Origin of the sequence: Pseudomonas sp. 51_B (assembly GCF_017491595.1) — a bacterium.
Taxonomy (GTDB): domain Bacteria; phylum Pseudomonadota; class Gammaproteobacteria; order Pseudomonadales; family Pseudomonadaceae; genus Aquipseudomonas; species Aquipseudomonas promysalinigenes.
The window spans coordinates 1-24,274 of sequence record NZ_JAFGYW010000037.1 but is presented as its reverse complement, the minus strand read 5'-3'; the positions used below and the strand labels follow the sequence as shown (position 1 = coordinate 24,274).

At 61.8% G+C, this 24,274-nt stretch carries 19 protein-coding genes and 1 pseudogene; 13 read left to right on the top strand and 7 right to left on the bottom strand.

Annotated elements, in window-relative coordinates:
• Positions 1–285 (bottom strand): annotated as a pseudogene (locus J5M56_RS22495) (16S rRNA methyltransferase); the annotation flags it as partial.
• Between the two features lie 52 nt (positions 286–337).
• Positions 338–1,303, bottom strand: coding sequence for a 2-hydroxyacid dehydrogenase (locus tag J5M56_RS22490; protein ID WP_207937838.1), 966 nt, complete (start codon positions 1,301–1,303; stop codon positions 338–340).
• A 161-nt stretch (positions 1,304–1,464) separates the two neighbouring features.
• On the opposite strand from J5M56_RS22490, the gene J5M56_RS22485 reads away from it, so the two are divergent.
• The 8 genes from J5M56_RS22485 (at position 1,465) to J5M56_RS22450 (ending at position 13,706) form a co-directional block, all read left to right on the top strand.
• Positions 1,465–3,147, top strand: a complete 1,683-nt coding sequence (locus tag J5M56_RS22485; RefSeq protein ID WP_207937837.1) for a fatty acid--CoA ligase — start codon at positions 1,465–1,467, stop codon at positions 3,145–3,147.
• A 297-nt stretch (positions 3,148–3,444) separates the two neighbouring features.
• Positions 3,445–5,331, top strand: coding sequence for a DUF1302 domain-containing protein (locus tag J5M56_RS22480; protein WP_186478285.1), 1,887 nt, complete (start codon positions 3,445–3,447; stop codon positions 5,329–5,331).
• Positions 5,332–5,356: 25 nt separating this feature from the next.
• A complete protein-coding gene (locus J5M56_RS22475) occupies positions 5,357–6,721 on the top strand; it encodes a DUF1329 domain-containing protein (protein ID WP_060477570.1) in 1,365 nt (454 codons plus the stop codon).
• 248 nt (positions 6,722–6,969) lie between these two features.
• Complete coding sequence (locus tag J5M56_RS22470; protein WP_186478287.1) at positions 6,970–9,687, top strand: LuxR C-terminal-related transcriptional regulator; 2,718 nt, start codon at positions 6,970–6,972, stop codon at positions 9,685–9,687.
• A 165-nt stretch (positions 9,688–9,852) separates the two neighbouring features.
• Complete coding sequence (locus J5M56_RS22465) at positions 9,853–11,460, top strand: tetratricopeptide repeat-containing response regulator (RefSeq protein ID WP_060477572.1); 1,608 nt, start codon at positions 9,853–9,855, stop codon at positions 11,458–11,460.
• Positions 11,457–12,149, top strand: coding sequence for a HAMP domain-containing sensor histidine kinase (locus J5M56_RS22460; protein WP_060477573.1), 693 nt, complete (start codon positions 11,457–11,459; stop codon positions 12,147–12,149). The genes J5M56_RS22465 and J5M56_RS22460 overlap by 4 nt, the downstream gene beginning before the upstream one ends.
• Positions 12,150–12,229: 80 nt before the next feature.
• Positions 12,230–12,874, top strand: coding sequence for an MBL fold metallo-hydrolase (locus J5M56_RS22455; protein WP_207937836.1), 645 nt, complete (start codon positions 12,230–12,232; stop codon positions 12,872–12,874).
• 106 nt (positions 12,875–12,980) lie between these two features.
• Positions 12,981–13,706, top strand: coding sequence for an OmpA family protein (locus J5M56_RS22450; RefSeq protein ID WP_060477575.1), 726 nt, complete (start codon positions 12,981–12,983; stop codon positions 13,704–13,706).
• Positions 13,707–13,806: 100 nt separating this feature from the next.
• Here the strand turns inward: J5M56_RS22450 and pta are convergent, their stop codons facing one another.
• Both pta and J5M56_RS22440 read right to left on the bottom strand, forming a co-directional pair.
• Positions 13,807–15,894, bottom strand: coding sequence for a phosphate acetyltransferase (gene pta / locus J5M56_RS22445; RefSeq protein WP_186478289.1), 2,088 nt, complete (start codon positions 15,892–15,894; stop codon positions 13,807–13,809).
• A 31-nt stretch (positions 15,895–15,925) separates the two neighbouring features.
• Entirely contained in the window at positions 15,926–16,228 is a 303-nt protein-coding gene (locus J5M56_RS22440; protein ID WP_186478319.1) for a DUF3565 domain-containing protein, read from the bottom strand.
• On the opposite strand from J5M56_RS22440, the gene J5M56_RS22435 reads away from it, so the two are divergent.
• From J5M56_RS22435 to J5M56_RS22425, 3 genes are all read left to right on the top strand, one after another.
• The gene (locus tag J5M56_RS22435; RefSeq protein ID WP_060477603.1) at positions 16,227–16,712 is read left to right on the top strand and encodes a peptidylprolyl isomerase; all 486 of its coding nucleotides are present in this window, start codon (positions 16,227–16,229) and stop codon (positions 16,710–16,712) included. The genes J5M56_RS22440 and J5M56_RS22435 overlap by 2 nt on opposite strands.
• A gap of 145 nt (positions 16,713–16,857) precedes the next feature.
• Positions 16,858–17,340 carry a glutathione peroxidase gene (locus J5M56_RS22430; protein ID WP_060477578.1) on the top strand — a complete coding sequence of 161 codons (483 nt, stop codon included), beginning with the start codon at positions 16,858–16,860 and terminating at the stop codon, positions 17,338–17,340.
• 141 nt (positions 17,341–17,481) lie between these two features.
• A complete protein-coding gene (locus J5M56_RS22425) occupies positions 17,482–18,585 on the top strand; it encodes an NADH:flavin oxidoreductase (RefSeq protein ID WP_207937835.1) in 1,104 nt (367 codons plus the stop codon).
• On the opposite strand, the gene J5M56_RS22420 is transcribed toward J5M56_RS22425, so the two are convergent.
• On the bottom strand, positions 18,554–19,759 hold the full coding sequence (locus J5M56_RS22420) for a glycosyltransferase family 1 protein (RefSeq protein ID WP_186478291.1): 1,206 nt from the start codon (positions 19,757–19,759) through the stop codon (positions 18,554–18,556). The genes J5M56_RS22425 and J5M56_RS22420 overlap by 32 nt on opposite strands.
• 178 nt (positions 19,760–19,937) lie before the next feature.
• Here J5M56_RS22420 and J5M56_RS22415 point away from each other — a divergent pair, with 178 nt between their 5' ends.
• Positions 19,938–21,254, top strand: coding sequence for a PAS domain-containing methyl-accepting chemotaxis protein (locus J5M56_RS22415; RefSeq protein ID WP_186478292.1), 1,317 nt, complete (start codon positions 19,938–19,940; stop codon positions 21,252–21,254).
• A gap of 27 nt (positions 21,255–21,281) precedes the next feature.
• Here the strand turns inward: J5M56_RS22415 and J5M56_RS22410 are convergent, their stop codons facing one another.
• Entirely contained in the window at positions 21,282–22,184 is a 903-nt protein-coding gene (locus J5M56_RS22410; protein WP_207937834.1) for an alpha/beta hydrolase, read from the bottom strand.
• A 65-nt stretch (positions 22,185–22,249) separates the two neighbouring features.
• A complete protein-coding gene (gene cysZ / locus J5M56_RS22405; RefSeq protein ID WP_207937833.1) occupies positions 22,250–22,978 on the bottom strand; it encodes a sulfate transporter CysZ in 729 nt (242 codons plus the stop codon).
• Positions 22,979–23,288: 310 nt separating this feature from the next.
• Here cysZ and trxB point away from each other — a divergent pair, with 310 nt between their 5' ends.
• Positions 23,289–24,251 carry a thioredoxin-disulfide reductase gene (trxB, locus tag J5M56_RS22400; RefSeq protein WP_059396049.1) on the top strand — a complete coding sequence of 321 codons (963 nt, stop codon included), beginning with the start codon at positions 23,289–23,291 and terminating at the stop codon, positions 24,249–24,251.
• Positions 24,252–24,274: the final 23 nt, after the last annotated feature.

Sequence of the window (24,274 nt, the reverse complement as noted above, 5' to 3'; positions counted from 1 at the left end):
GCCTGCCAGGCGCGAGGCCAGTGCGTTGAGCAGGTAGGCGGCCAGTTCGCGGGACTTGGGCAGGAACAGCACCGCCGCCTCGAAGGCCACCGGAGGTACCTCGACGCCGTAGTGGCTGCGCTCGCTGAAGCGGCTGTCAAGCATGGCCTGATCGCCAGCGTGCCAGGTCCAGGCCTGTGCGTTTGGCAGTTGCCCGAGCAAACCATCGGCGGGGGCGCCAGCGAGCAACAACGGGCCCTGGAACAGCTCTGCCTGGCGGAGCAACACTTCACTGCGCGGGTCCATGGACGACGCCTCCTGAAAAAGTGGCGCAGTGTAGCAGAGCCTGGCGCTGGCCTCAGCTCACCACGCGGCGCGGCTGGCCTTCGAAGAACGCTTTGGCGTTTTCACCGAGCTGGCCGACGATGCGCTGACGTGACTCCACCGCGCCCCAGGCGCTGTGCGGGGTGATCAGCAGGCGCGGGATACCCTTCTCCAACAGTGGGTTGCCGTTGACGGGCGGCTCGACGCTCAGCACATCGGTGGCGGCGCCGCCCAGGTGGCCGCTGCGCAAGGCGTCCGCCAGGGCGTGTTCGTCGATCAGGCCGCCACGGGCAGTGTTGACCACCAGCGCGCCTTTTTTCAGCAACCCCAGTTCCCGGGGGCCGATCATGTGGCGGGTGTGTTCGTTGAGTGGGCAGTGCAGGGTCAGCGCATCGACCTGTGGCAGCAATTCGTCCAGTGCCAAGCGGTCTTCGCGGGCTGGGCGGCCAGGGATCTGGCCACTCAGTACGCGCATGCCGAAGGCTTCGGCCAAGCGTGCCACTGCGCCACCGAGTTCACCGTGGCCGAGCACGCCGAGGGTCTTGCCGTGCAGTTCGACGATGGGGTAGTCCAGCAGGCAGAACTGGCTGGCCTTTGCCCACTGACCATCGGCAACGGCCTGGTTGTAGTCGCAAAGGCGTGTGGCCAGGGCCAGTAGCAAAGCCAGGGTGTGCTGGGCCACCGAAGGTGTGCCATACCCTTGGCAGTTGCACACTGTAACGCCGTGGCTGCGGGCTGCTGCCAGGTCAACATTGTTGGTGCCGGTGGCTGCCACCAGAATCAGCTTGAGCTGGGGGTTGGCGGCCAGCGTGGCAGCATCGAGCATCACCTTGTTACTGACCACGGCAACCGCGCCCTGCAAGCGTTCGGCGACCTGCTCCGGTGCAGTGGTGGCATGCAGGTGGAATTCGTCGAACTGATCACTCAGGGGCGACAAATCAAGGTCGCCAAGGTCCAGGGATCGGTGGTCGAGAAACACGGCGCGGCGCAAGCTTGACATCAATGAGGGCTCCGGTGACAGGGCGGGTTTATCCATCAATCCGCACAATGCCACTCATACCCGGCGCAGCCAAATCATTCCTTCGGCTGATTTGACCGTCACACTCAGCCACTACAGTAACGCCAGAGTTGTTCGGCCTGCTTTCCAGAAAAGGGATTACCATGTTGCAGACCCGCATCATCAAGCCCGCCGAGGGCGCCTATGACTACCCGCTGTTGATCAAGCGCCTGCTCATGTCCGGCAGCCGCTATGAAAAGACTCGCGAAATCGTCTACCGCGACCAACTGCGCCTGACATACCTGCAGCTCAATGAGCGTATCGCCCGCCTTGCCAACGTACTGACCGAAGCAGGGGTGAAGGCGGGTGACACCGTGGCAGTAATGGATTGGGACAGCCACCGATACCTGGAGTGCATGTTCGCCATCCCCATGATCGGCGCGGTGGTGCACACCATCAACGTGCGCCTGTCGCCCGAGCAGATCCTCTACACCATGAACCACGCCGAAGACCGCTTCGTGCTGGTCAACAGTGATTTCGTGGGCCTTTATCAGGCTATCGCCGGGCAACTGACGACGGTCGACAAGACCGTGCTGCTCACCGATGCCCCAGGCACCACCGCCGACTTGCCGAATCTGGTCGGTGAATACGAGCAACTGCTCGCCGCCGCCAGCCCGCACTACGACTTCCCTGATTTCGACGAAAACTCGGTCGCGACCACCTTCTACACCACCGGTACCACCGGCAACCCCAAAGGTGTGTATTTCACCCACCGTCAGCTGGTGCTGCATACCCTGGCCGAAGCCGCAGTGACCGGCAGCATCGACAGTGTGCGCCTGCTTGGCAGTGACGACGTGTACATGCCCATTACACCGATGTTCCACGTGCACGCCTGGGGCATCCCCTATGCCGCCACCATGCTGGGCATGAAGCAGGTCTACCCCGGCCGTTACGAGCCGCAAATGCTAGTCAAGCTATGGCGCGAAGAGAAGGTCACCTTCTCGCACTGTGTGCCGACCATTTTGCAGATGCTGCTCAACTGCCCGTCCGCTCAGGGCGAGCATTTTGGTGGCTGGAAGATCATCATCGGCGGCAGCGCACTTAACCGAGCACTTTACGAGGCAGCGCTGGCCCGGGGTATTCAACTGACGGCGGCTTATGGCATGTCGGAAACCTGCCCGCTGATTTCAGCCGCGCACCTGAACGACGAGCTGCAGGCCGGCAGCGATGATGAGCGGGTGACCTACCGCATCAAGGCGGGTGTCCCGGTGCCCTTGGTGGAGGCGGCGATAGTCGATTGCGAAGGCAACTTCCTCCCAGCCGATGGCGAAACGCAAGGCGAGCTGGTGCTGCGTGCACCTTGGTTGACCTTGGGTTATTTCAAAGAGCCGGAAAAGAGCGAGGAACTGTGGCAGGGCGGCTGGCTGCACACCGGCGACGTCGCCACCCTCGACAGCATGGGCTATATCGACATCCGCGACCGTATCAAGGACGTGATCAAGACGGGTGGCGAGTGGATCTCCTCGCTTGATCTGGAAGACCTGATCAGCCGTCACCCGGCGGTGCAGGAAGTGGCGGTGGTCGGGGTGGCCGACCCGCAGTGGGGGGAGCGTCCGTTCGCCCTCTTGGTGGTGCGCGAGGGCCAGGCCATCGATGCCAAGGCGCTCAAGGAGCATCTCAAACCTTTTGTCGAGCAAGGGCATATCAACAAGTGGGCGATTCCAAGCCAGATCGCCGTTGTTACTGAAATTCCCAAGACCAGTGTCGGTAAGCTGGACAAAAAGCGTATCCGCCAAGACATCGTCCAGTGGCAGGCCAGTAACAGCGCCTTTCTGTCAACCGTGTGAGCAACAGGCGGGTCGTGCGCGCCGGAACGCGACCCGCATGCTAGACGGGCTGTAGCCTTGCCAAACGAGAAAAATCGGCCATGCTTGAGCGTGGCCAATGGGCAACCTGCGCAAATCACACTTTAGAGGGATCAAGCACGGGTGCCTGCTGGCTATAGTCGGGGTCAGGGAATTTTCAGAAATGGGGGGCGGCGTGCGCAAGGCACCTCGTCACGGGGGCAAGCCCGCACACCGGTCGCACGGGCCGTTTCTGAAGGGACTCACTGCCATAACAATAAAGTACATGGAGTAGCGTCGATGAAATCTGCATATCCGTTCTGGCGCCGGGCCAAGCTGCCTTTGGCCGTCAGCCTTGCTTCAACGCTCGCAAGTCCTGCTTTCGCTGTCAGTTTCAACATCGGTGAAATCGAAGGTCAGTTCGACTCGTCGCTCTCCGTTGGCGCCAGCTGGTCCACCGCCAACCCCAACAAGAACCTGATCGGGGTCAACAACGGCGGCAAGGGCCTGTCGCAGACCTCCGACGATGGCCACCTGAACTTCAAGAAAGGCGAGACCTTCTCGAAGATCTTCAAAGGCATCCATGACCTTGAGCTCAAATACGGCGATACCGGCGTGTTCGTGCGCGGCAAATACTGGTACGACTTCGAGCTCAAGGACGAAGGCCGCGAGTTCAAAGACATCAGTGATGCGGGCCGTAAGGAAGGCGCCAAGTCCTCCGGTGCCCAGTTGCTCGATGCCTTCGTTTACCACAACTACTCGATCGCTGATCAGCCGGGTTCGGTACGCTTCGGCAAGCAGGTAGTGAGTTGGGGTGAAAGCACCTTCATCGGCGGTGGCATCAACTCGATCAACCCCATCGACGTGGCTGCATTCCGTCGCCCCGGCGCCGAGATCAAGGAAGGCCTGATCCCGGTCAACATGTTCTACATCTCACAGAGCCTGACCGACAACCTGTCGGCCGAGGCCTTCTATCAATTGGAGTGGGACCAGACCGTCGTCGACAACTGCGGCACCTTCTTCTCCCAGCCGGACATCATCGCCGACGGTTGCACCGATAACCTGCGTGTGCTCAACAGCAGCCGCACGGTACCGGCTGCGGCGCGGCAGTTTCTGGCAACCCGCGGCGTCAACATCAATCAGGAAGGTGTGATGGTGGCCCGTGGCGCCGACCGCGATGCGCGCGACAGCGGCCAATTCGGCGTGGCCATGCGTTACATGTTCGAGCCGCTCGATACCGAGTTCGGCGCCTACTTCATGAACTATCACAGTCGCGCACCGATTTTCAGCGCAACGGGCGCTTCGCCGTCGGTCTTTGCTGGCTTGAGTCAGTTGCCGGCGCAACTGCGTGCGTTGGCACCACTGATCGTTGCAGGCAATTCCAAATACTTCGTCGAATACCCCGAAGATATACGCCTGTACGGTTTGAGCTTCTCCACCACGCTGCCCACGGGTACTGCCTGGAGCGGCGAAATCAGTTACAGGCCGAACGCACCGGTACAGCTGAACACCACCGATATTCTGTTTGCAGGGGTACGCCCCATCGGTGGCGCACTGAGCAACGCTTCGTTGCTCACCGGCACTCCAGGGCAAGACCTGCACGGCTATCGTCGCAAGGAAATCACGCAGTTCCAGACTACCCTGACGCACTTCTTCGACCAGGTGATGGGCGCAAGCCGTATGACCGTGGTGGGTGAAGTGGGTGTGACCCACGTAGGGGGCCTGGAAAACGCCCACGACACACGCTACGGCCGCGACCCAGTTTTCGGCCCTGGTCCATTGCCGGCTACCGGTGGCGCTAATACGTGCCAGGCACTCAATACCAGCACCATCGCTGGCGCCGGTGCCGGTGCCTCGACCACCAACCTCAACCGCAAGTGCGAGAACGACGGCTATACCACCAGCACCTCCTGGGGTTATCGCGCCCGCGTAATCTGGGACTACAACGACGTGTTTGCAGGGGTCAACCTGAAACCGAACGTAGCCTGGTCCCATGACGTGTCCGGTTATTCCCCGGGCCCTGGGGGCAACTTCGAGGAAGGGCGCAAGGCCATCAGCCTTGGCCTGGACGCCGAATACCAGAACACGTACACCGCCAGCCTGTCGTACACCAATTTCTTCGACGGCAAGTACAGCACTGTGGATGACCGCGACTTCGTCGCTCTCAGCTTCGGCGTGAACTTCTAAGCATACTGATCCAGGACGACACGAGATGAACAAGACCAGAAGTCTGTTGCAAGCCGGTGTGCTGGGCCTGTCCCTGCTGGCGACCAGCGTCATGGCTGCGGTATCGGCCGACGAAGCAGCAAAGCTGGGCAGTACCCTTACCCCAATGGGCGCCGAAAAAGCCGGAAACGCCAACGGCTCGATCGGGCCATGGGAGCCACTGTCCAAGAGCGCAGGCACTGTGGACAGCAAAGGTTTCCTGTCTGACCCCTATGGCAGTGAAAAACCGCTGTTCACCATCACCGCGCAAAACGCTGAGCAGTACAAGGATCAGCTCTCGCCGGGCCAGTTGGCCATGCTCAAGCGTTATCCGGACACCTACAAGATCCCGGTGTTCAAGACCCATCGCGGTTCCACGGTGCCTGACGATGTGTTCGCCGCCATCAAGAAGAACGCCACCACCACCACGCTGGTCGAAGGCGGTAACGGTCTGAACAACTTCCAGACTGCCGTACCCTTCCCGATCCCGAAAAGCGGCCTGGAAGTTATCTGGAACCATATCACCCGCTACCGTGGCGGTAGTGTCAGCCGCCTGGTGACCCAGGCCACCCCGCAGCAGAATGGCTCGTACAGCCTGGTGTACTTCGCCGACCAGTTCGTCTTCCGCGACAAGATGAAGGACTACGACCCCAACAACCCAGGCAACATTCTGTTCTACTTCAAGCAGGAAGTGACCGCCCCGGCACGCCTGGCCGGTACTGTGCTGCTGGTGCACGAGACCCTCGACCAGGTCAAGGAGCCCCGCAAGGCCTGGATCTACAACGCCGGCCAGCGCCGCGTACGTCAGGCCCCGCAGGTCTCCTACGACGGCCCGGGCACCGCGGCCGATGGCCTGCGCACCTCCGACAACCTGGACATGTACAACGGCGCACCTGACCGCTACGACTGGAAGCTGGAGGGCAAGAAGGAGATGTACATCGCCTCCAACGCCTTCAAGCTGGATGACCCCAAGCTCAAGTACGCCGACATCCTCAAGCCCGGGCACATCAACCAGGATCTGGCCCGTTACGAACTGCGCCGTGTATGGCACGTGGTCGCAACCCTCAAGCCTGGCCAGCGGCACATTTATGCCAAGCGTGACTTCTACATCGACGAGGATACCTGGCAAGCAGCGGTTATCGACCAGTACGACGGCCGCGGTCAGTTGTGGCGTGTGTCGGAGGCCCATGCTCAGCCGTACTACAACGTGCAGGTGCCGTGGTACACCCTCGAAGCCATCTACGATCTGCAATCGGGCCGTTACCTGGCCCTGGGCATGAAGAACGAAGAAAAGCGTGCCTATGACTTCGGCTTCAGTGCCAGCAAGGCCGATTTCCAGCCCGCAGCCCTGCGTCAGTCGGGTATCCGTTGAGCTGACGATCCGAAACACTGTGACCTCCCAGAACGCCCCGGCTTGCCGGGGCGTTTCTGTTGTGCTGCCATAAAACCGATGAATACCCCGCCAAAGCCCCGCCGCTAGGCCCTGAGCAGCGCCCATGTTGCGTTTTGTCGCAGTCTTTACCTGGCTAATGGTGCCCATCATCTTCAAACGCGTTGCATTACCAGCTAGTCTCGCAAGCACACGTACCGCCGAAGTCTTTCCAATAGAACGAGCCGGCCATGACCGATCTGTCCCGTACGCATGGATTCGCCAGCCAGGCTCTGGGCCTGCTGGACGGGCGCTTCTTCCGGCCACCGCAGCCGGACGGCCATGTGCCGCGTGCGCGCCTGTGCCAGCGCCTGCAGGGCGGCCTAAGCGGTCGGCTGCTGCTGGTCAATGCGCCCGCTGGTTTTGGCAAAAGCTCCCTGGCCATCGAATTCTGCGAGTCACTGCCCAGCCACTGGCGCAGTCTCTGGCTCGGCCTGAGCCAACGGGATGCTGACCCTGGCCGCTTCCTCGAACGCCTGCTCGAAGGCCTGCAGCAGTATTGTCCGGCACTGGGCGGGCAAGCCATGGGGTTGCTGAAGATGCGTCAGCGTCACCAGCCCTTTGCCTTCGAAGAGTGGCTGGACAGCCTGCTGGATGAACTGGCGTTGTACCTGCAGGCCGATACGCCTTTGCTTCTGGTACTGGACGACTATCACCTGGCCCAGGGGCCGGTACTGGACCGCTGCCTGCAATTTTTCCTCAATCATTTGCCGGCAGGCCTCGTACTGCTGGTGACCAGCCGTCAGCGCCCGGACTGGCACTTGGCGCGGCTACGCTTGTCTCGGCAATTGACCGAACTCGGCGAGCAGGACCTACGCCTGACCGCAGAGGAAGCGCTGGCAGTGATTGGTCACCATCCCATGGGCCTGGGTGGCCAGGCGCTCGATAACCTGATTCAGCGCAGCGATGGCTGGGTAGCGGGGCTGCGCTTCTGGCAATTGGCAGCCAGCGAGGCCGGTGACGAACAGCTCATGCCTCAGGCCCTGCACGGTGGTGAGGGTTTGATCCGCGACTACCTGCTCGAAGAAGTCATCGAAATGCTGCCTGGGGATGTACAGGCTTTTCTGTTTGACACCGCCTGCCAGGAGCGCTTCTGTGCAGCGCTGTGCGACGCGCTGCGCGAGCGCGCAGACAGCGCGGCGATCCTGGGGTATCTGCAGGCACATCAAGTGTTTCTGGTGCCACTGGACGAGCATGGCCTCTGGTACCGCTATCATCACCTGTTCTCCGACCTGCTGCGCAGCCGCCAGGCAAGTGAGCCGCAGGCACGCCTGCACCTGCGTGCCTGCCGCTGGTTCCAGGGCCAAGGCTTGCTCGACGAGGCCGTGGAGCAAGCCTTGCGCGCTGGCCACCTCGATGTTGCCGCCAATCTGGTGCAGAACCTCTCCGAGGAGCAACTGCTGGCTGAGCAGAACGTGGGCATGCTGCTGCGCTGGAAGATGGACCTGCCCGACAGCCTTCTGATCAGTACGCCCCGCTTGATCGTGCTGTACAGCTGGGCGCTCGGCCTGGCGTGCCAGCTGGATGCGGCCGAGGAGTTGGCCAGTTACCTCAGCCGCTTCCTGCCGGCGCCGTCGGCTACCGCGCAGAAGTCGATGCTGGCGCAGTGGCTGGCCTTGAGCGGAGTCATCGCGCGGGGCCGGGGTGACCGTGAGCGTACCTTGGCGTATTGCGGCGAGGCGTTGCAGAGCCTGCCGAGTAAGCGCTATGGGCAACGCCTGGTGTGCCTCTCGACATTGTCCAACCTAGCCATTGCCGATGGCGACTTCTGGCGTGCGCGTGGCTGGAACCGCGAAGCGCTTGAACTGGCACAGCGGGTCGGTAACCCATTGTTCGAGGCACTGGCGCATTACGACCGTGCCCGCGTGCTGCATGCCCGCGGTGAAGTGCTGCGGGCGCTTGATGAAGTGCGCCAGGGGCTGCAACGTCTGCAAGGGCTGCCTGCACAGCGGCTTTACGCCGTGCGGGCGCGCTTGACCCTTTACGAGGGTTACCTGCTGGTGGCGCGGCTGCAGCCCACCCAAGGTCGCGCGCGCTTGCGCGCAGGGCTTGGCGAGGCGCGTGCCTGCCGCGATATCAGCGTGCTTATCGGCCATTGCGTGATCGCCTCGCTCGAGGGGCGTGAGGGGCAGTATGCCGAGGCGTTCGCCGAATTGGCCGAGGCGGAGCGGCTGATGCACATCTGGGATGTGCCGGCGATCTTCTACCTGGCGATGATTACCCTGGTGAAGTGCGAACTATGGCTCGCTCAGGGTCGCATCGACCTGGCCGAGTCCTGGTTGCTGCGTCTGGGCCAGACCTATGGTGGCGAACACCCTGCGGCGGCGCCGGAGTTTCACCCCTTGCTGCCTTTGCACATCCAGTTGCAGCAGGCACTGCTTGAGCGTGTGCAGCAGCGCCGGGAAGACGCAGTGGCGCGCCTGCGTAGCCTGGCCGAGCGCGGGCAGGCCAGCGGCAGCATGATGCTCAGCTTGCACGCGCTGTCACAGTGGGCCGACCTGCTGTTGAGCCAGGGGGCTGAAGCACAGGCGGCGCAGTTGCTACCCATGGCGTTGAGCGCAGCCCGAGGGGGCGTGATGCAACCGTTCCAGCGCCTGATCGAGCAGCACCCGGTGTGGCTGCGTGAACAACTGCTGGCGCAGCCGGCTTGCCAGGCTCAGGCTGAGCTGCTGAATCGGCTGCCGGAGCCTACACCCGCCGCAAGTGTTGCTGCCCAAGCCTTGAGTGGCCGTGAACTGGCGGTGCTCGAACTGATTGCGCAAGGTTGTTCGAACCAGCAGATCAGCGAACGGCTGTTCATCTCACTGCACACGGTCAAGACCCATGCCAGTCATATCAATAGCAAGCTTGGAGTGGAGCGTCGCACCCAGGCAGTGGCAAGGGCTAAGGCATTGGGCTTGCTGGCCTGAAGTAGCTTCAGGCGATGCGGCTGTATAACATAGTGGCGCAAAGCCATTATTTGTTGGTGCGCAATATTTCTCGCCCTCATCTTTCCGGCCCGCTTGCCGATACAGGTTTCGGCGGTATGCATCGCCCCGCGCCATTCACCCATCCACTCAATACAGGTCGTGTTGATGCTGCAGTACGGGCAAAAAAGCTTTCTGATCGTCGACGACTACACCGACTTCCGCACGTCGACCCGTTCCATGTTGCGTGAACTGGGCGTTCGCGATGTGGATACCGCAGACAGTGGTGAGCAGGCCCTGCGCATGTGCGGGCAGAAGCGCTACGACTACGTTCTCCAAGATTTCCACCTTGGCGACGGCAAGAAAAATGGTCAGCAGGTTCTGGAAGACTTGATCCTGGACAAACTGATCAGCCATGAATGCGTTTTCATCATGGTCACCGCAGAGAGCAGCCAGGCCATCGTGCTCAGCGCCCTGGAGCATGAGCCCGATGCCTACCTGACCAAACCGTTCAACCGCGTAGGCCTTGCCCAGCGCCTGGAAAAGCTGACCCAGCGCAAGACCCTGCTCAAGCCCATCCTGCAGGCCCTGGACCGTGGTCGCCCGGCCGAAGTGCTGGCCGCTTGTGCCGAGCTGTGCAAGAAAGACCCGCGTTTTGCGCCATTGTGCTTGCGCTACCGCGCCGATGCGCTGCGCGACCTCAACCGCTTCGATGAGTTGGAGAAGTTTCTCAAGACCATCCTTGGCAGCCGCCCTCAGCCTTGGGTGTATTCGGCACTGGGCAGCCTGATGCAAAAGCGTGGGCAGCATGCCCAGGCCCAAGGGGTTTACGAACAGGCGCTCAAAGCCTTCCCGATCATGCCTGGGTTGTACGATGGCATGGCAGAGGCGCTGGTCGCTCAAGGTGATACCAAGCGTGCCCAGACCATGCTCGAAGAAGCAGTGCGCTTGTCACCCCTGGCAGTGCGGCGGCAGGCTGCGCTTGGCAAGTTGGCGTTGGACAACGAAGATTTCGAAAGCGCCTCCAAGGCCTTCCGGCACGCCGTCACTCAGGGGCAGAGCTCACGCTACAAGGATGCTGAGAGCAACCTTGGGCTGGTTCAGGCGCTGATGAGCAAAAACGCAGGCTTCGGGCTGGATGCCCGGGCTCGGGTGGAGATCAACACCGTGCTCAGCGAAGTGGCCAAGGACAATGTCGAAGACCAGGGCCTGCAGGTGCGTGCCCGCTTGATGAAAGCGGCCAGCCTGCAGCAGGCAGGCGACCCTGAGACGGCCGCCAAGCTCACCGAGCAAGCCATGCAGCGGCTGGATAAGATGGACCAGTTCTTCTCCGTCGAGGCCGCCCTGACGGTGGCCAAACAACTTAAAGCGCTTGGCCAGGAGGCCGCTGGGGGCAGCATCCTCAAAGGCTGCGTGGAAACCTACGGTGATGACCCGAAGGTCATGCAGAACGTCGCCAAGCTGACGGATGACCCGACCGTGCTGGGCGCCGTCACCGAAGCGGTCGACCTCAATCGCCAAGGGGTGCGCAGTTACCAGGCGGGGCAGCTCAACGAAGCCTTGCAGATGTTCCGCAAGGCCCTGTCGCTGCAACCGAAGAACATCAGCATCGCGCTCAATACGGCCCAGGCTCTGCTGCGCATCGGGGGCGAGGTGACACCGCCGGCGATCATGCAGGAATGCCGCGACTGCCTGACCCGGGTGGCCGGCATCCCGAGCACCGACAGCCGCTATGACCGCTACCGCAAACTGCACATCAAGGTCTTCGGCGCATGAGCCAGGATAACCAGGGGCTGGATTTTTCCACGGTGATCGCCTCCACCGTACACGACCTGAAAAACTCGCTATCAGCGCTGATTCAGTCACATGACCAATGGCTGGCGCGGCTGCCTGAAGCGTGGCGCAGCGGCACCGAGCAGGGCGTGATCGAGCATGAATTCCGCCACCTCAACGGCATGCTGGTGCAGTTACTGGGGTTGTACAAGCTAGGGGTCAATCAGCTGCCGGTGTGCCCTGACTACCACGAACTGGAAGACTTCATCGAAGCGCAACTGGCGGCCCATCAGCAAGTGCTGCAGCACAACGATATCCTCGCGACCTGGCGGGTCGAAACCGATAACCCACTGGGCTTCTTCGACCGCGAACTGGTCGCTTCGGTGATTGCCAACGTCATCACCAATGCCACCCGCTATGCAGGGCATGCGCTGTTGATCAGCATCGGCGAGCAGGACGATCACCTGGTCATCAGCGTCAACGACGACGGCCCAGGCTACCCGGCCAAGATGATCGAGCGCCAGCAGGATTACGTGCAAGGCATCGACTCGCAAAGCGGCAGTACGGGGCTGGGGCTGTATTTTGCGGCGCGCATTGCCGCATTGCATGAGCGTAGCGGTGTGCGCGGACGGATCGAGATTGCCAACGGAGGGACGCTTGGGGGCGGGTTGTTCAGGTTGTATCTGCCTTGACGCCAGGCGCTGCCAGGCGCCGCATACCAAGACAGCCTGCCCGGCCCGCGTTAACATTCCGGCAGCCGTCAGGAGCCCCTATGAACACAGCCCCCACTACACTTATTCGCGAAACCTTCCCCGTAGGCCCTTTGCAGTGCAATTGCACATTGATCGGTGATCCGCTTACCAAGAAGGCCATCGTGGTCGACCCGGGCGGTGATCCGGACAAGATTCTCGCACGCTTGCAAGCCTATGGCCTGACGCTGGTCAGCATCATCCATACCCATGCGCATTTCGACCATTTCCTGGCTTCGGGCAAGCTCAAGGAACTGACCGGCGCCACCTTGCACCTGCACAGGCAGGACCAGCCGCTGTGGGACAACCTTCAGATGCAATGCCAGATGTTCGGTGTGCCCTACACCCCGGTGCCATCGCCAGACCGCTGGATCGAGGACGACGAAGAGCTTGCCTGTGGTTGTGGCGTGGCCTTGCATACCCCGGGGCACACCCCGGGTTCGATGAGTTTCTGGTTCGCCGATGCCCAGTTGCTGATCGCCGGCGATACCTTGTTCCGCCGGGGTATCGGCCGTACCGATTTGTGGGGTGGTGACCAGCGAGCGATTGTGCGGTCGATCAAGGAGCGACTCTACCGTCTGGATGAAGAGGCCACTGTGGTGACTGGCCACGGCCCGGATACCCGCCTTGGCGACGAGATGCGCGAGAACCCGTTCGTTCGCGCCTGAGCATGAAAAGCCTTTCATGGAATTTTTGCTTGTTCCGGCAATCCAAGGCTGGCATAGATCCAACTCTGATCTGCCGCACATACGAATTTTTTGTAGGAGCTTGCCCATGTTCACCATGCGTCGCCTGATTATCGTCGCAACCGCTGCAGCCTTGATGACCGGCTGCGCCGGGCAGAACCCTTATGACAATCAAGGCCAGGCTCAAGGCGGGTCGGCGGGAATGAGCAAGACTGCCAAATATGGTGGCCTTGGTGCGCTGGCTGGGGCCGTTGCCGGTGCCGCCATCGACCACAACCACCGTGGCAAAGGCGCCCTGATCGGCGCTGCAGCAGTCGGTGCCGCCGCCGCCGGTTACGGCTACTACGCCGACAAGCAGGAAGCCGAGCTGCGCGCGAAAATGGCCAACACGGGCGTCGAAGTGCAGCGCCAGGGCGATCAGATCAAGCTGATCATGCCGGGCAACATCACCTTCGCCACCGATTCGGCGAACATTTCCCCAAGCTTCTACAGCCCGCTGAACAACCTCGCGAATTCGTTCAAGTCGTTCAACCAGAACACCATCGAAGTGGTCGGCTTCACTGACAGCACCGGCAGCCGTCAGCACAACATGGACCTGTCCCAGCGTCGTGCGCAGGCCGTCAGTACCTACCTGACTTCTCAGGGCGTTGATGCTTCGCGCGTGACCGTACGCGGCATGGGCCCCGACCAGCCGATCGCCAGCAATGCCGACGCCAATGGCCGCGCCCAGAACCGCCGTGTCGAGGTCAACCTGAAGCCGATCCCAGGTCAGCAATACGACCAGCAGCAGGGCCAGGTTCAGCAGTACCCTTGAAACGTCTCTTGCGGGCACAGTAGTCAATTTTTCGAGCGCGCCTATTGGGCTGCAACGCAGCCCGATAGGCTTCACTGACTGGCTGCAGGTCGTTTTCGTTTCAGCGGCTGACGCTGGCCTGTATGGCAGTAAGCGCGATGGTGTGCACGATATCATCCACCTGCGCACCACGTGGCAGGTCATTCACCGGTTTGCGCAGCCCTTGTAGCATCGGCCCCAAGCTGACCCCATCGGTGCTGCGCTGCACCGCCTTGTGGGTGGTATTGCCGGTATTGAGGTCAGGGAATACGAACACCGTCGCACGGCCCGCTACCAGGCTGTTCGGAGCCAGTTGCAGAGCGACCTGCGGGTTGGCAGCAGCGTCGTACTGCAGCGGCCCGTCAATCGTCAGCCCTGGTTCTGCGGCCTGCGCCAGGCGCGTGGCTTCGCGCACTTTTTCGACTTCCTCGTCACTGGCCGAATCGCTCGAATAGCTGATCATCGCTACCCGTGGCGCGATGCCGAATGCCTGCGCCGATTCGGCGCTCTGCCGGGCGATTTCCGCCAGCTCGCTAGCGCTGGGGTGGGGGTTCATCACGCAATCGCCGTATACCAACACCTGCTCGGGAAACAGCATGAAGAACACCGACGACACCAGGCTGGTGCCGGGGGCGGTCTTGATCAATTGCAGGGCCGGGCGAATAGTGTTGGCAGTTGAGTGCACCAGGCCCGAGACCAGGCCATCGACCTCGTCCAGGGCCAGCATCATGGTGCCGATCACCACCGGGTCTTCCAGCTGTTGCTCAGCCATCGGTGCGTTGAGGTTCTTGCTCTTGCGCAGGCTCACCATCGGTTCTACATAGCGCCCGCGAATCAGCTCGGGGTCGAGTATTTCCAGGTCCGGCGGCAAGGTAATGCCTTGCGCACGAGCCACGGCTTCGACCGCCTCGGGCTTGGCCAGCAGCACGCAACGGGCGATGCCGCGCGCCTGGCAGATGGCTGCCGCCTGAACCAGCAGCGGTTCTGCGCCTTCGGGCAACACGATGCGCTTATTGGCCTGTTGCGCACGCTGGATCAACTGATAGCGAAATACTGCTGGCGATAGGCGCAGCTCCCTTGGCGTGCCGCAGCGCTGGTGCAGCCAGGCGGCGTCAAGGTGGCTGGCGACGAAGTCGGTGATGAATTCGGCCCGGTCACGGTCATCCACCGGGATTTCACGGTTCAGCGAGTTGAGCAGGTTGGCGGTGTCGTACGAGCCGGTGCTCACCGACAGGATCGGCAGGCCCGCCTGCAAGGCACCTCGGCACAGGCCAAGGATGCGTGCATCGGGCTTGCTGTCGCTGGTCAGCAGCAGGCCGGCCAACGGCACACCGTTGATGGCGGCAAGGCTCACGGCAAGGATGATGTCGTCGCGATCGCCGGGGGTTACCACCAAGGTGCCCGGGGTCAGCAGCGGCACGGTATTGGCCACGGTGCGGGCACAGATGATGATTTTGTTCATCCGCCGCTGTTCGTAGTCCCCGGCATTGAGCACCTGGGCACCCAGCAGCTCGGCCACGTCGCGGGTACGCGGGGCGTTCAGCTCGCTCTGGTAGGGGATGCAGCCCAGTAGGCGGAAGTCGTTGCCGCGCAGCAGCGGCGAGTGCTCGCGAAGGCGCGTAGCAAAGTCGGCCATGCTTTCGTCGGTGCGTACCTTGTTGAGGATCACCCCCAGCACTTTGGGGTCACGCGGCCCACCGAACAGCTGGGCCTGCAATTCCACCCGCCCGGACAGCTCGCTGAGCACTTCGTTTTCCGGGGCGGAAACCAGAATCACCTCGGCGTCCAGGCTTTTGGCCAGGTGCAGGTTGACCCGTGCGGCATAGCTGGCGTGGCGGGTCGGCACCATCCCTTCGACCACCACCACGTCATTGCCGACGCAGGCTTGCTGGTAAAGGCGGATGATCTCTTCGAGCAGCTCGTCCAGCTGGCCATCGCCGAGCATGCGCTCGACATGGGCCAGGCTCAGTGGCACCGGCGGCTTGATGCCGTGGGTGCGAGCCACCAGTTCGGTGGAACGTTCCGGGCCAGTATCGCCAGGGTGAGGCTGAGCGATCGGCTTGAAAAAACCAACCTTGAGCCCAGCACGCTCAAGGGTGCGGATCAGGCCCAGGCTGATGGAGGTCAGGCCGACCCCAAAGTCGGTCGGCGCAATGAAAAATGTCTGCATGCGTGCTTCTCGAAATAAGCGGTGCAAGGAATCAACGGCCAAGGGTAGCGCTATCGGGCCCTTGTGCGCACCAGCCACAGGCGAACGCCTGGCCGATGTGCCGCGCGCGCTGCTCGGCATCGAGCACCCATGGCCTGGATTGCCAGGGTGGCTGGTGGCGCAGGTGCTGGGTGTGGCCGCAGGACAACTCAACCACCCAGTGGCCTTCTTGGTCCTCGTGCCAGCCGGTGATCCGACTGATGGGGCAGTGCTCGCCCGCACTGCGGTCGCAATCGAGCGATGCCTTGGTTACACTTGTGCGCTCTACATTCTTTTGCAAAAGGTCTTGCCCCATGCTGATCGCCGCCAACAAGGCAGTCTCCATCGACTATACCCTGACCAACGACGCCGGGGAGACCATCGACAGCTCCGCCGGTGGCGCGCCGCTGGTTTACCTGCACGGTGCCGCCAATATCATCCCTGGCCTGGAGAAGGCCCTGGAAGGCAAGCAAGCCGGTGACGAGCTGGAAGTTGCCATCGAGCCAGAAGACGCCTACGGCGAATACCTGGCCGAGCTGGTCAGCACCCTGAACCGCAGCCTGTTCGAAGGCGTCGACCAGCTGGAAGTGGGCATGCAGTTCCACGCTTCGGCGCCCGATGGCCAGATGCAGATCGTCACCATCCGCGATATCGACGGCGACGACATTACTGTCGACGGCAACCACCCACTGGCTGGCCAGCGTCTGAACTTCAAGGTCAAGGTCGTCGACGTGCGTGACGCCAGCGATGAAGAAATCGCTCACCGCCACATCCACGGTGAAGGTGGCCATCACCACTGATTTTCTGCGCTAAGCTCAGAAAGTCGCCAGGCGCTCGGACGAGCCGGCATGCTTCCAAACGGAAGGTGCGCGGCTTGCAAGAGCGCCTTTTTAGTGGGCGCAATTCGCCCCCAGCGGCAACCTGCAACCTCAGAGGGGATTGATCATGAGTGCATTTCACGACCTGACGTTGAAAGCGCTGACCGGCGAGGACCTGCCCCTGGCACCGTTCAAAGGCCAGGTCGTGCTGGTGGTCAATGTGGCCTCCAAATGTGGTTTGACGCCGCAATACGCCTCGCTGGAAAAGCTCCAGCAGCAATTCAAAGGCAAAGGTTTCAACGTGCTGGGTTTGCCGTGCAACCAGTTCGCCGGGCAGGAGCCTGGCAGCGACAAGGAGATTCTGGAGTTCTGCAGCCTGAACTATGGCGTGAGTTTCCCGCTGGCTGCCAAACTCGAGGTCAATGGGCCGCAGCGTCATTCGTTGTATCGCCTACTGGCAGGCGAGGGTGCTGAATTCCCTGGGGATATCAGCTGGAATTTCGAAAAGTTCCTGGTGGGTAAAGATGGCCGGGTGCTGGCGCGCTTCGCTCCACGCACTGCCCCGGATGACCCTTGCGTGGTCCAGGCTATCGAAAAGGCCCTGGGCTGACTGCATTCGAGTTCGCGGCTGATTCAGCTTGCACGCTCGTGCCCTCGATACCGGCGAATCACTCCGATCAATGATGCTTGGCCAGGCTGTGCGGGGCCCATAACCTCTGGTGTAGTTCCTCACACAGACGCAAGCGCCCCCATGTCCAGCAATCCTTTGTTCCAGCCCTTCACCCTTGGCGCACTCGAGCTGCCGACTCGTGTCGTCATGGCGCCGATGACCCGTACGTTTTGCCCTGGTGGAGTACCACATGCAGGCGTGGTCGAGTACTACCGGCGCCGCGCTGCCGCGAACGTTGGCCTGATCATCACAGAAGGCACCACGGTGGACCACAAGGCAGCCAACGGCTACCCGAATGTGCCGCGCTTTCATGGTGAAGATGCCCTGGCCGGCTGGCAGCAGGTGGTCGATGCCGTGCATGCCGAGGGTGGCCGTATAGTGCCGCAGTTATGGCATGTGGGCATGGTTCGGCGCCTGGGATGCGAGCCGGATGCCAGTGTGCCCGGTTACGGGCCCAGCGAGAAAACCAAAGACGGCCAGGTGCTGGTGCAGGGTATGAGCGAAGCTGATATTCGCGAAGTGATCGACGCTTTCGCCCAAGCGGCTCTCAATGCCAAAGCCATCGGGATGGATGGCGTCGAGATTCATGGTGCCCACGGCTATCTGATCGACCAGTTCTTCTGGGAGGTCAGCAACCGTCGCACCGACGCCTATGGTGGCGACCTGGCTGGCCGCTCGCGTTTTGCCATAGAACTGATTCAGGCCGTGCGTGCGGCCGTCGGGCCAGATTTCCCGATCATCTTCCGTTTCTCGCAGTGGAAGCAGCAAGACTACAGTGCTCGCCTGGTGGATACGCCCCAAGCCCTCGCTGCGTTTCTCGAGCCGCTGTCGGCGGCGGGTGTGGATATCTTCCACTGCTCGACCCGACGCTTTTGGGAGCCTGAGTTCGAAGGCAGCGAGCTGAACCTGGCCGGGTGGACACGTGCCCTGACCGGCAAACCAACCATCACCGTCGGTAGCGTGGGGCTCGATGGCGAGTTCCTGCAGTTCATGGTCGACACCGATAAAGTGGCCAAACCTGCCAGCCTTGAGGGCCTGCTGCGGCGGCTGGGCGATGAGGAGTTCGACTTGGTTGCGGTCGGGCGTGCCTTGCTGGTGGACGCCGAGTGGGCCCTCAAGGTGCGAGAAGGCCGTGAAGCGGATGTGCTGCCCTTCAGCCGTGAGGCGTTGACGACTCTGGCTTGACCCCCAGCGTGACGTGGGCGCCGGCTGGCGACGACAGGCAGGCGTCCATCAGGTGGGCTTCGAACTGCTCGACGACTGCCGGCCAACCTTGCCGGCTGGCGTGCTGGCGTGCATTGAGACGGATTCGGCGCAGCGTTTCATCTTCTTCCAGCAGCCAGCAGGCGGCCTCGATGAACGCCGCTTGGTCACCAGGCATGGCCAGCGTGCCACTGTGGCCGTGGCGGATATGCTGGGCGGCGGCGGCTTCGTCGTAGGCGACGACTGCCAGGCCCGAGGCCATGGCCTCGAGCACCACATTGCCGAAGGTTTCGGTCAGGCTCGGAAACAGAAACACATCACCACTGGCGTAATGCTCGGCCAGGGCCTCCCCGCGCTGGGCACCGCAGAACACCGCACCTGGAAGCTGCTGCTCGAGGCTGGCCCGTTGCGGGCCGTCGCCGACCACCACAAGCCGTAGATGCCGTTGTGGGTGAGCGTTTTGCATCTTTTGCAGGCACGGGCCCAATAGCGCCAGGTTCTTCTCCGCAGCCAGGCGCCCAACGTGCAGTACGGCAATGTCGTCGCTCCCAAGGCCCCAGCGCTCACGTAGCGCCTGGCTACGGCGTGCTGGGTTGAACAGGCCAGCGTCCACCCCACGGGTCAGCAGAGCCAGGCGTTCGAAGCCACGGCGTTGCAGGGCCAGGCACTGGCTCACGCTGGGTACGAGCGTGGTAGCGGTGCGGCGGTGAAACCAGCGTAGGTAATGTGTGAGCAGCCGTGCCAGCAGGCCAAGGCCGTACTTGCTGCAATATTGCGCAAAATTGGTGTGAAAACCGCTGACCACCGCCACCCCCAGGCGCCTTGCCGCGCGCAGGGCGCTCAGGCCCAATGGCCCTTCTGTAGCGATGTAAAGCACGTCAGGGCGTTGCCTGCGCCAATGGCGGATCAGCTTGTGCATCGACACTTCACCCCATTGCAGGCCGGGGTAACCCGGCAGCGCCCAGCCACGGCACAGCAACAGGCTTTGCATATCGCCGGTCCATGGCTCGTTCGCTTGCCGCGGACGAACGATCTGAACGTGGTGGCCGCGCTGTCGCAAGCCTTCACTGAGGTGGCCGAGTGTGTTGGCCACGCCGTTGATTTCGGGCGGGAAGGTTTCGCTGACCAGTGCGATGCGTAGTGCGCGTGTATTCATGGCAAAAGTCTGTGCCCGCTGCATTGCGCTCGAATGACAGGCGTGTGACGCGCATGTGACGCCGGATTGTCGGCGGGCGAGGCCCTCAGAATATTTCTTTTTGGAGTGCTCAAGGGCAGCCTGGCGCAGCCGATGAAGTTGCATCCTAATCGGTCAGATGCGCTCCGGGAGAGCGGTGATGTTCAACAGCAAGCTCAAGAATGAAATCCAGCAACTGCGCGAAGAGCTGAAGGCTATCGAGCAGGTCAAGAATAGCCTCGACAGTGAAATGCTGGTGCTGCACCTCGACCCGCAGGGGCGCATCGAGCAGGTCAACGGCAACTTCGAGAGCGAGATGCTCTACCGCGCCGAGCAACTGATTGGCCGCAACATCGAGGATATCGTGCCGGCGCATGTGAAACAGCTGGATTTCTACCAGCGCATGAAACAGGCCATCAGCCGTGGCGAACATCTCAACGGCGCTTTCCGCCTGCTGCGCGGCAACGGCCAGGAGGCATGGCTACGTTCGATCCTGCAGCCGGTGAAAAGTACCGATGGGCGGCTCAGATATTTCACTATGCACTCCAGTGATCTGACTCGCACCATCGAAGCTTCCCGAGAGCATGAAAGCCTGATCAAGGCGCTGATGCGCTCCACTGCGGTCATCGAGTTCAACCTCGACGGTGAAGTGCTCACGGCCAATGATCGCTTTCTGCAAACGGTGGGCTACAGCCTGGACCAGGTCCGAGGCAAACATCACCGGATGTTCTGCGAACCAGCGCAGGCCAACTCTGCCGATTATCAGGCGTTCTGGGATAAGCTGCGCCGCGGCGAATACGTGGCTGATCGTTTCAAGCGTATTGACGCCCACGGGCGTACGGTCTGGCTGGAAGCCTCCTACAACCCGATCTTCGATGCCCACGATGTGCTGTACAAGGTGGTCAAGTTCGCCACCGTGATCACCGACCAGGTCAATCAGGAGCAGGCTGTGGCGCACGCCGCCGACATTGCCTACAACACCTCGCTTGAGACCGATAGCAGCGCCCGCAAGGCTACCGAGGTGGTCACCCAGACCGTCGAAGTTATGCGCGGCCTGGAAGGCTCCATGCAAAACGCTGCCAACGGCATCGAGGCGTTGGACAAGCAGTCCAAGGTGATCGGCGCAATCATCAAGACCATCAGCGACATTGCCGGGCAGACCAACCTGCTGGCGCTCAATGCCGCCATCGAAGCTGCTCGCGCGGGTGAGCAGGGCCGGGGTTTCGCCGTCGTGGCCGATGAAGTGCGACAGTTGGCATCTCGTACCAGCAGCGCCACCGAGGAAATCGCCAGGGTTGTGCAGCAGAATGAGCAGTTGGCCCAGGCGGCGGTGGACATCATCGATACCAGCAAGCGCCAGGCCGAGCAGGGGTTGGCCCTGGCAGCCGATACCGGTGGGGTGATCGTCGAAATTCAGGAAGGTGCGAAGAAGGTGGTGGATGCGGTAGGGCAGTTTTCCAGTCACCTGGTGCAGTGATCGGCAACCCGCCGGTAACGACAACCTTCAGGTCATCAGCCACTGCCGGTACCGCTCGGGCCACTGCGTGGTTGGCGTGCCCGGCCTACCCATACCGAAACCATGGCCACCGCTGGCATAAAGATAACGTTGCACCGGCACATGAGCGGCCTCGCAGGCCGCCGCCATGATGAGCGTGTTGTGCGGATCGGCTATGGGATCATCCTCGGCCTGCACCAGAAACATCGGGGGCGTGTGCGCTGTTACGTAACGCTCAACCGACCATCGGGCATTCTCGGCCTGGCTGGCGTGGGCGCCTACCAGTACCTTGTGGGTCGAAGTGTGGGAGTAGGGCGCTTCAAGCGTAATGACTGGGTAAATCAATGCTGCCCGATCAGCATAAGCAGGCGCATGGTCAAGGTGGTCGACGGCAGGATAGGACTGAAAGTCGGGGCGCGTTGCCGCCATGCCCAGCAGATGCCCACCCGCTGAGAAGCCTAATACCTGCACATGCTGTTCTCGGCTACGAATGATACGCAAGGCACGTTGCGCGTCCTGCAAGGGTGCCATCGCGCCCTGCTGCCAGCCCTCGGCAGGCAGCCGGTAGCTCAACACGTAGGCCGTGTAACCCAGGCGCACTAGCCACTGGGCGGCAGGCCATGCTTCGCTGGCCATCTCGATCCGTTTGTAGCCACCGCCGCCTGCCACCAGCACAGCCCGCCCATTGGGACGCTGGGGTTTGAAAACGCGCAGTGAAGGCACTGCAATATTGGCCAACGCCCCCTTTGCCGACAAATGCTCGGCACCGGTTGGCCCATCGGCGCCTGGCGCTGCGCCTGGCCACAGCGGGAGCGTCTCGCTCTGTACTGGCAGCGTTGCCGTATGCCCGCTGCCCAGGCGCAGCGCAAGCAATACTGCGGCAGTCTTTGTGAAAAAATCTCGACGATGCATAGGGATGGCCGCAGTTATCGAGCAGGTCCAACCATCGTCAGATGGTCGGGGCCAGGCGTGCGCGCTCAGTCCCGCTCACGCACCCAGAACAATGTAGCCCCGGCCACCGCCGCTGGCATCATCAGCACGTTCACCCCTGGTATCAGCAGGGCCAGGTAAGTGATGCCGCCAAAACCCAGCGACTGCCAGCGCTTGCTGCGCAGCCAGGCGAGCATGTCCTGCCAGCTCATCTTGTTGTTGTCTGCCGGGTAGTCGATGTACTGGATGGCCATCATCCATACGCCGAAGATCAGCCACAGGGGTGCGGCCACCACATTGACCACCGGGATCAGCGACAAGATGAACAAGCCGATCGCCCGCGGCAGAAAGTAAGCCAGCTTGCGCATTTCGCGGCCAAAGGTGCGCGGCACCATGGCTACCAGCTCACCCCAACTGAACGCCGGGAACGGGTCTTTGCCACGTACCACCACTTCGACCTTTTCGGCGAGAAAGCCGTTGAACGGCGCGGCGATGACGTTGGCCACCAAAGTGAAGGTGAAGAACACCATCAGTACCAACAAGGCGACGAACAGTGGCCAGAGAATGTAAGAAAGGAAGCTCAGCCAATTTGGCAGCGTCGGCATCAGCGCATCGAGCCACAGGCTGAATTGGTGCCCGGCGAAGTAGATCAGGCCACCGAACAGCAGCAGGTTGATGGCCAGCGGCAGCAGCACGAACATCCGCAGGTTGGGGCTCAGCACCAGTTTCAGGCCTTCGCGAAGATACTGGGGGCCGGACAGGACAGGGGCTTGCATCGGGTCACTCCGCAAAGAAGGAAAACGCGCTGACCTTACCGATTTTGCGGCGCCGACGAAAGGCAGGCATTGATGAAGAAACCGGCTGTAACAAATGTGTCTGGGCCCTTTTCAGCACTCGAATTTGCAGATAGAGGACGCCTATGAGGTGGATTGTCGAAGGATATTTCCTTAATCTCTGCCACCTCGCTACAGTGCGCTCAAGTTTTCGTTTTTAGGGCCTGCGCATTCAAGCCCTCCCCAAGTGCTGCGCAGGTCCTTTTTAATTTCCAGCTGGCGGCCCCAGTGGCCTGCTCGACAGGAGTTCGACATGTCTGAAGTACGTCATTCACGCGTCATCATCCTTGGTTCCGGCCCTGCCGGTTACAGCGCCGCGGTTTACGCCGCCCGCGCCAACCTCAAGCCACTGCTGATCACCGGCATGCAGGCAGGTGGCCAGCTGACCACCACTACCGAAGTCGACAACTGGCCGGGCGACCCCCACGGCCTGACCGGGCCGGCGCTGATGCAGCGTATGCAGGAACACGCCGAGCGCTTCGAGACCGAGATCGTCTTCGATCACATCAACGCCGTCGACCTGGCCAACAAACCCTTCACCCTGCAGGGCGACAGCGGCAAGTACACCTGCGATGCGCTGATCGTCGCCACCGGCGCCAGCGCTCGTTACCTGGGCCTGCCGTCGGAAGAAACGTTCATGGGCAAGGGCGTATCGGCCTGTGCCACCTGCGACGGCTTCTTCTACCGCAATAAGCCGGTGGCTGTGGTCGGCGGCGGTAACACCGCCGTAGAAGAGGCGCTGTACCTGGCCAACATCGCCAGCAAAGTGACCCTGGTGCACCGCCGCGAAACCTTCCGCGCAGAGAAAATCCTGGTCGACAAGCTCAACGCGCGAGTTGCCGAAGGCAAGATCGAGCTCAAGCTCAATGCCACCCTTGATGAAGTGCTGGGCGACAACATGGGCGTTACCGGTGCGCGCTTGAAAAACAACGATGGCAGCAGCGATGAGATCAAGGTCGACGGCGTGTTCATCGCCATTGGCCACACGCCGAACACTTCGCTGTTCGAAGGCCAGCTGACCCTCAAGGACGGCTACCTGGTCGTCAACGGTGGCCGTGAAGGCAACGCCACTGCCACCAATGTCGAGGGCGTATTCGCCGCTGGCGACGTGGCTGACCACGTTTACCGCCAGGCAATCACCTCGGCCGGTGCCGGCTGCATGGCGGCACTGGATGTCGAGCGCTACCTGGACGGTCTGGCTAACGCCTCGTTCTGATTCGCATCTAAAAAACCGGCCAG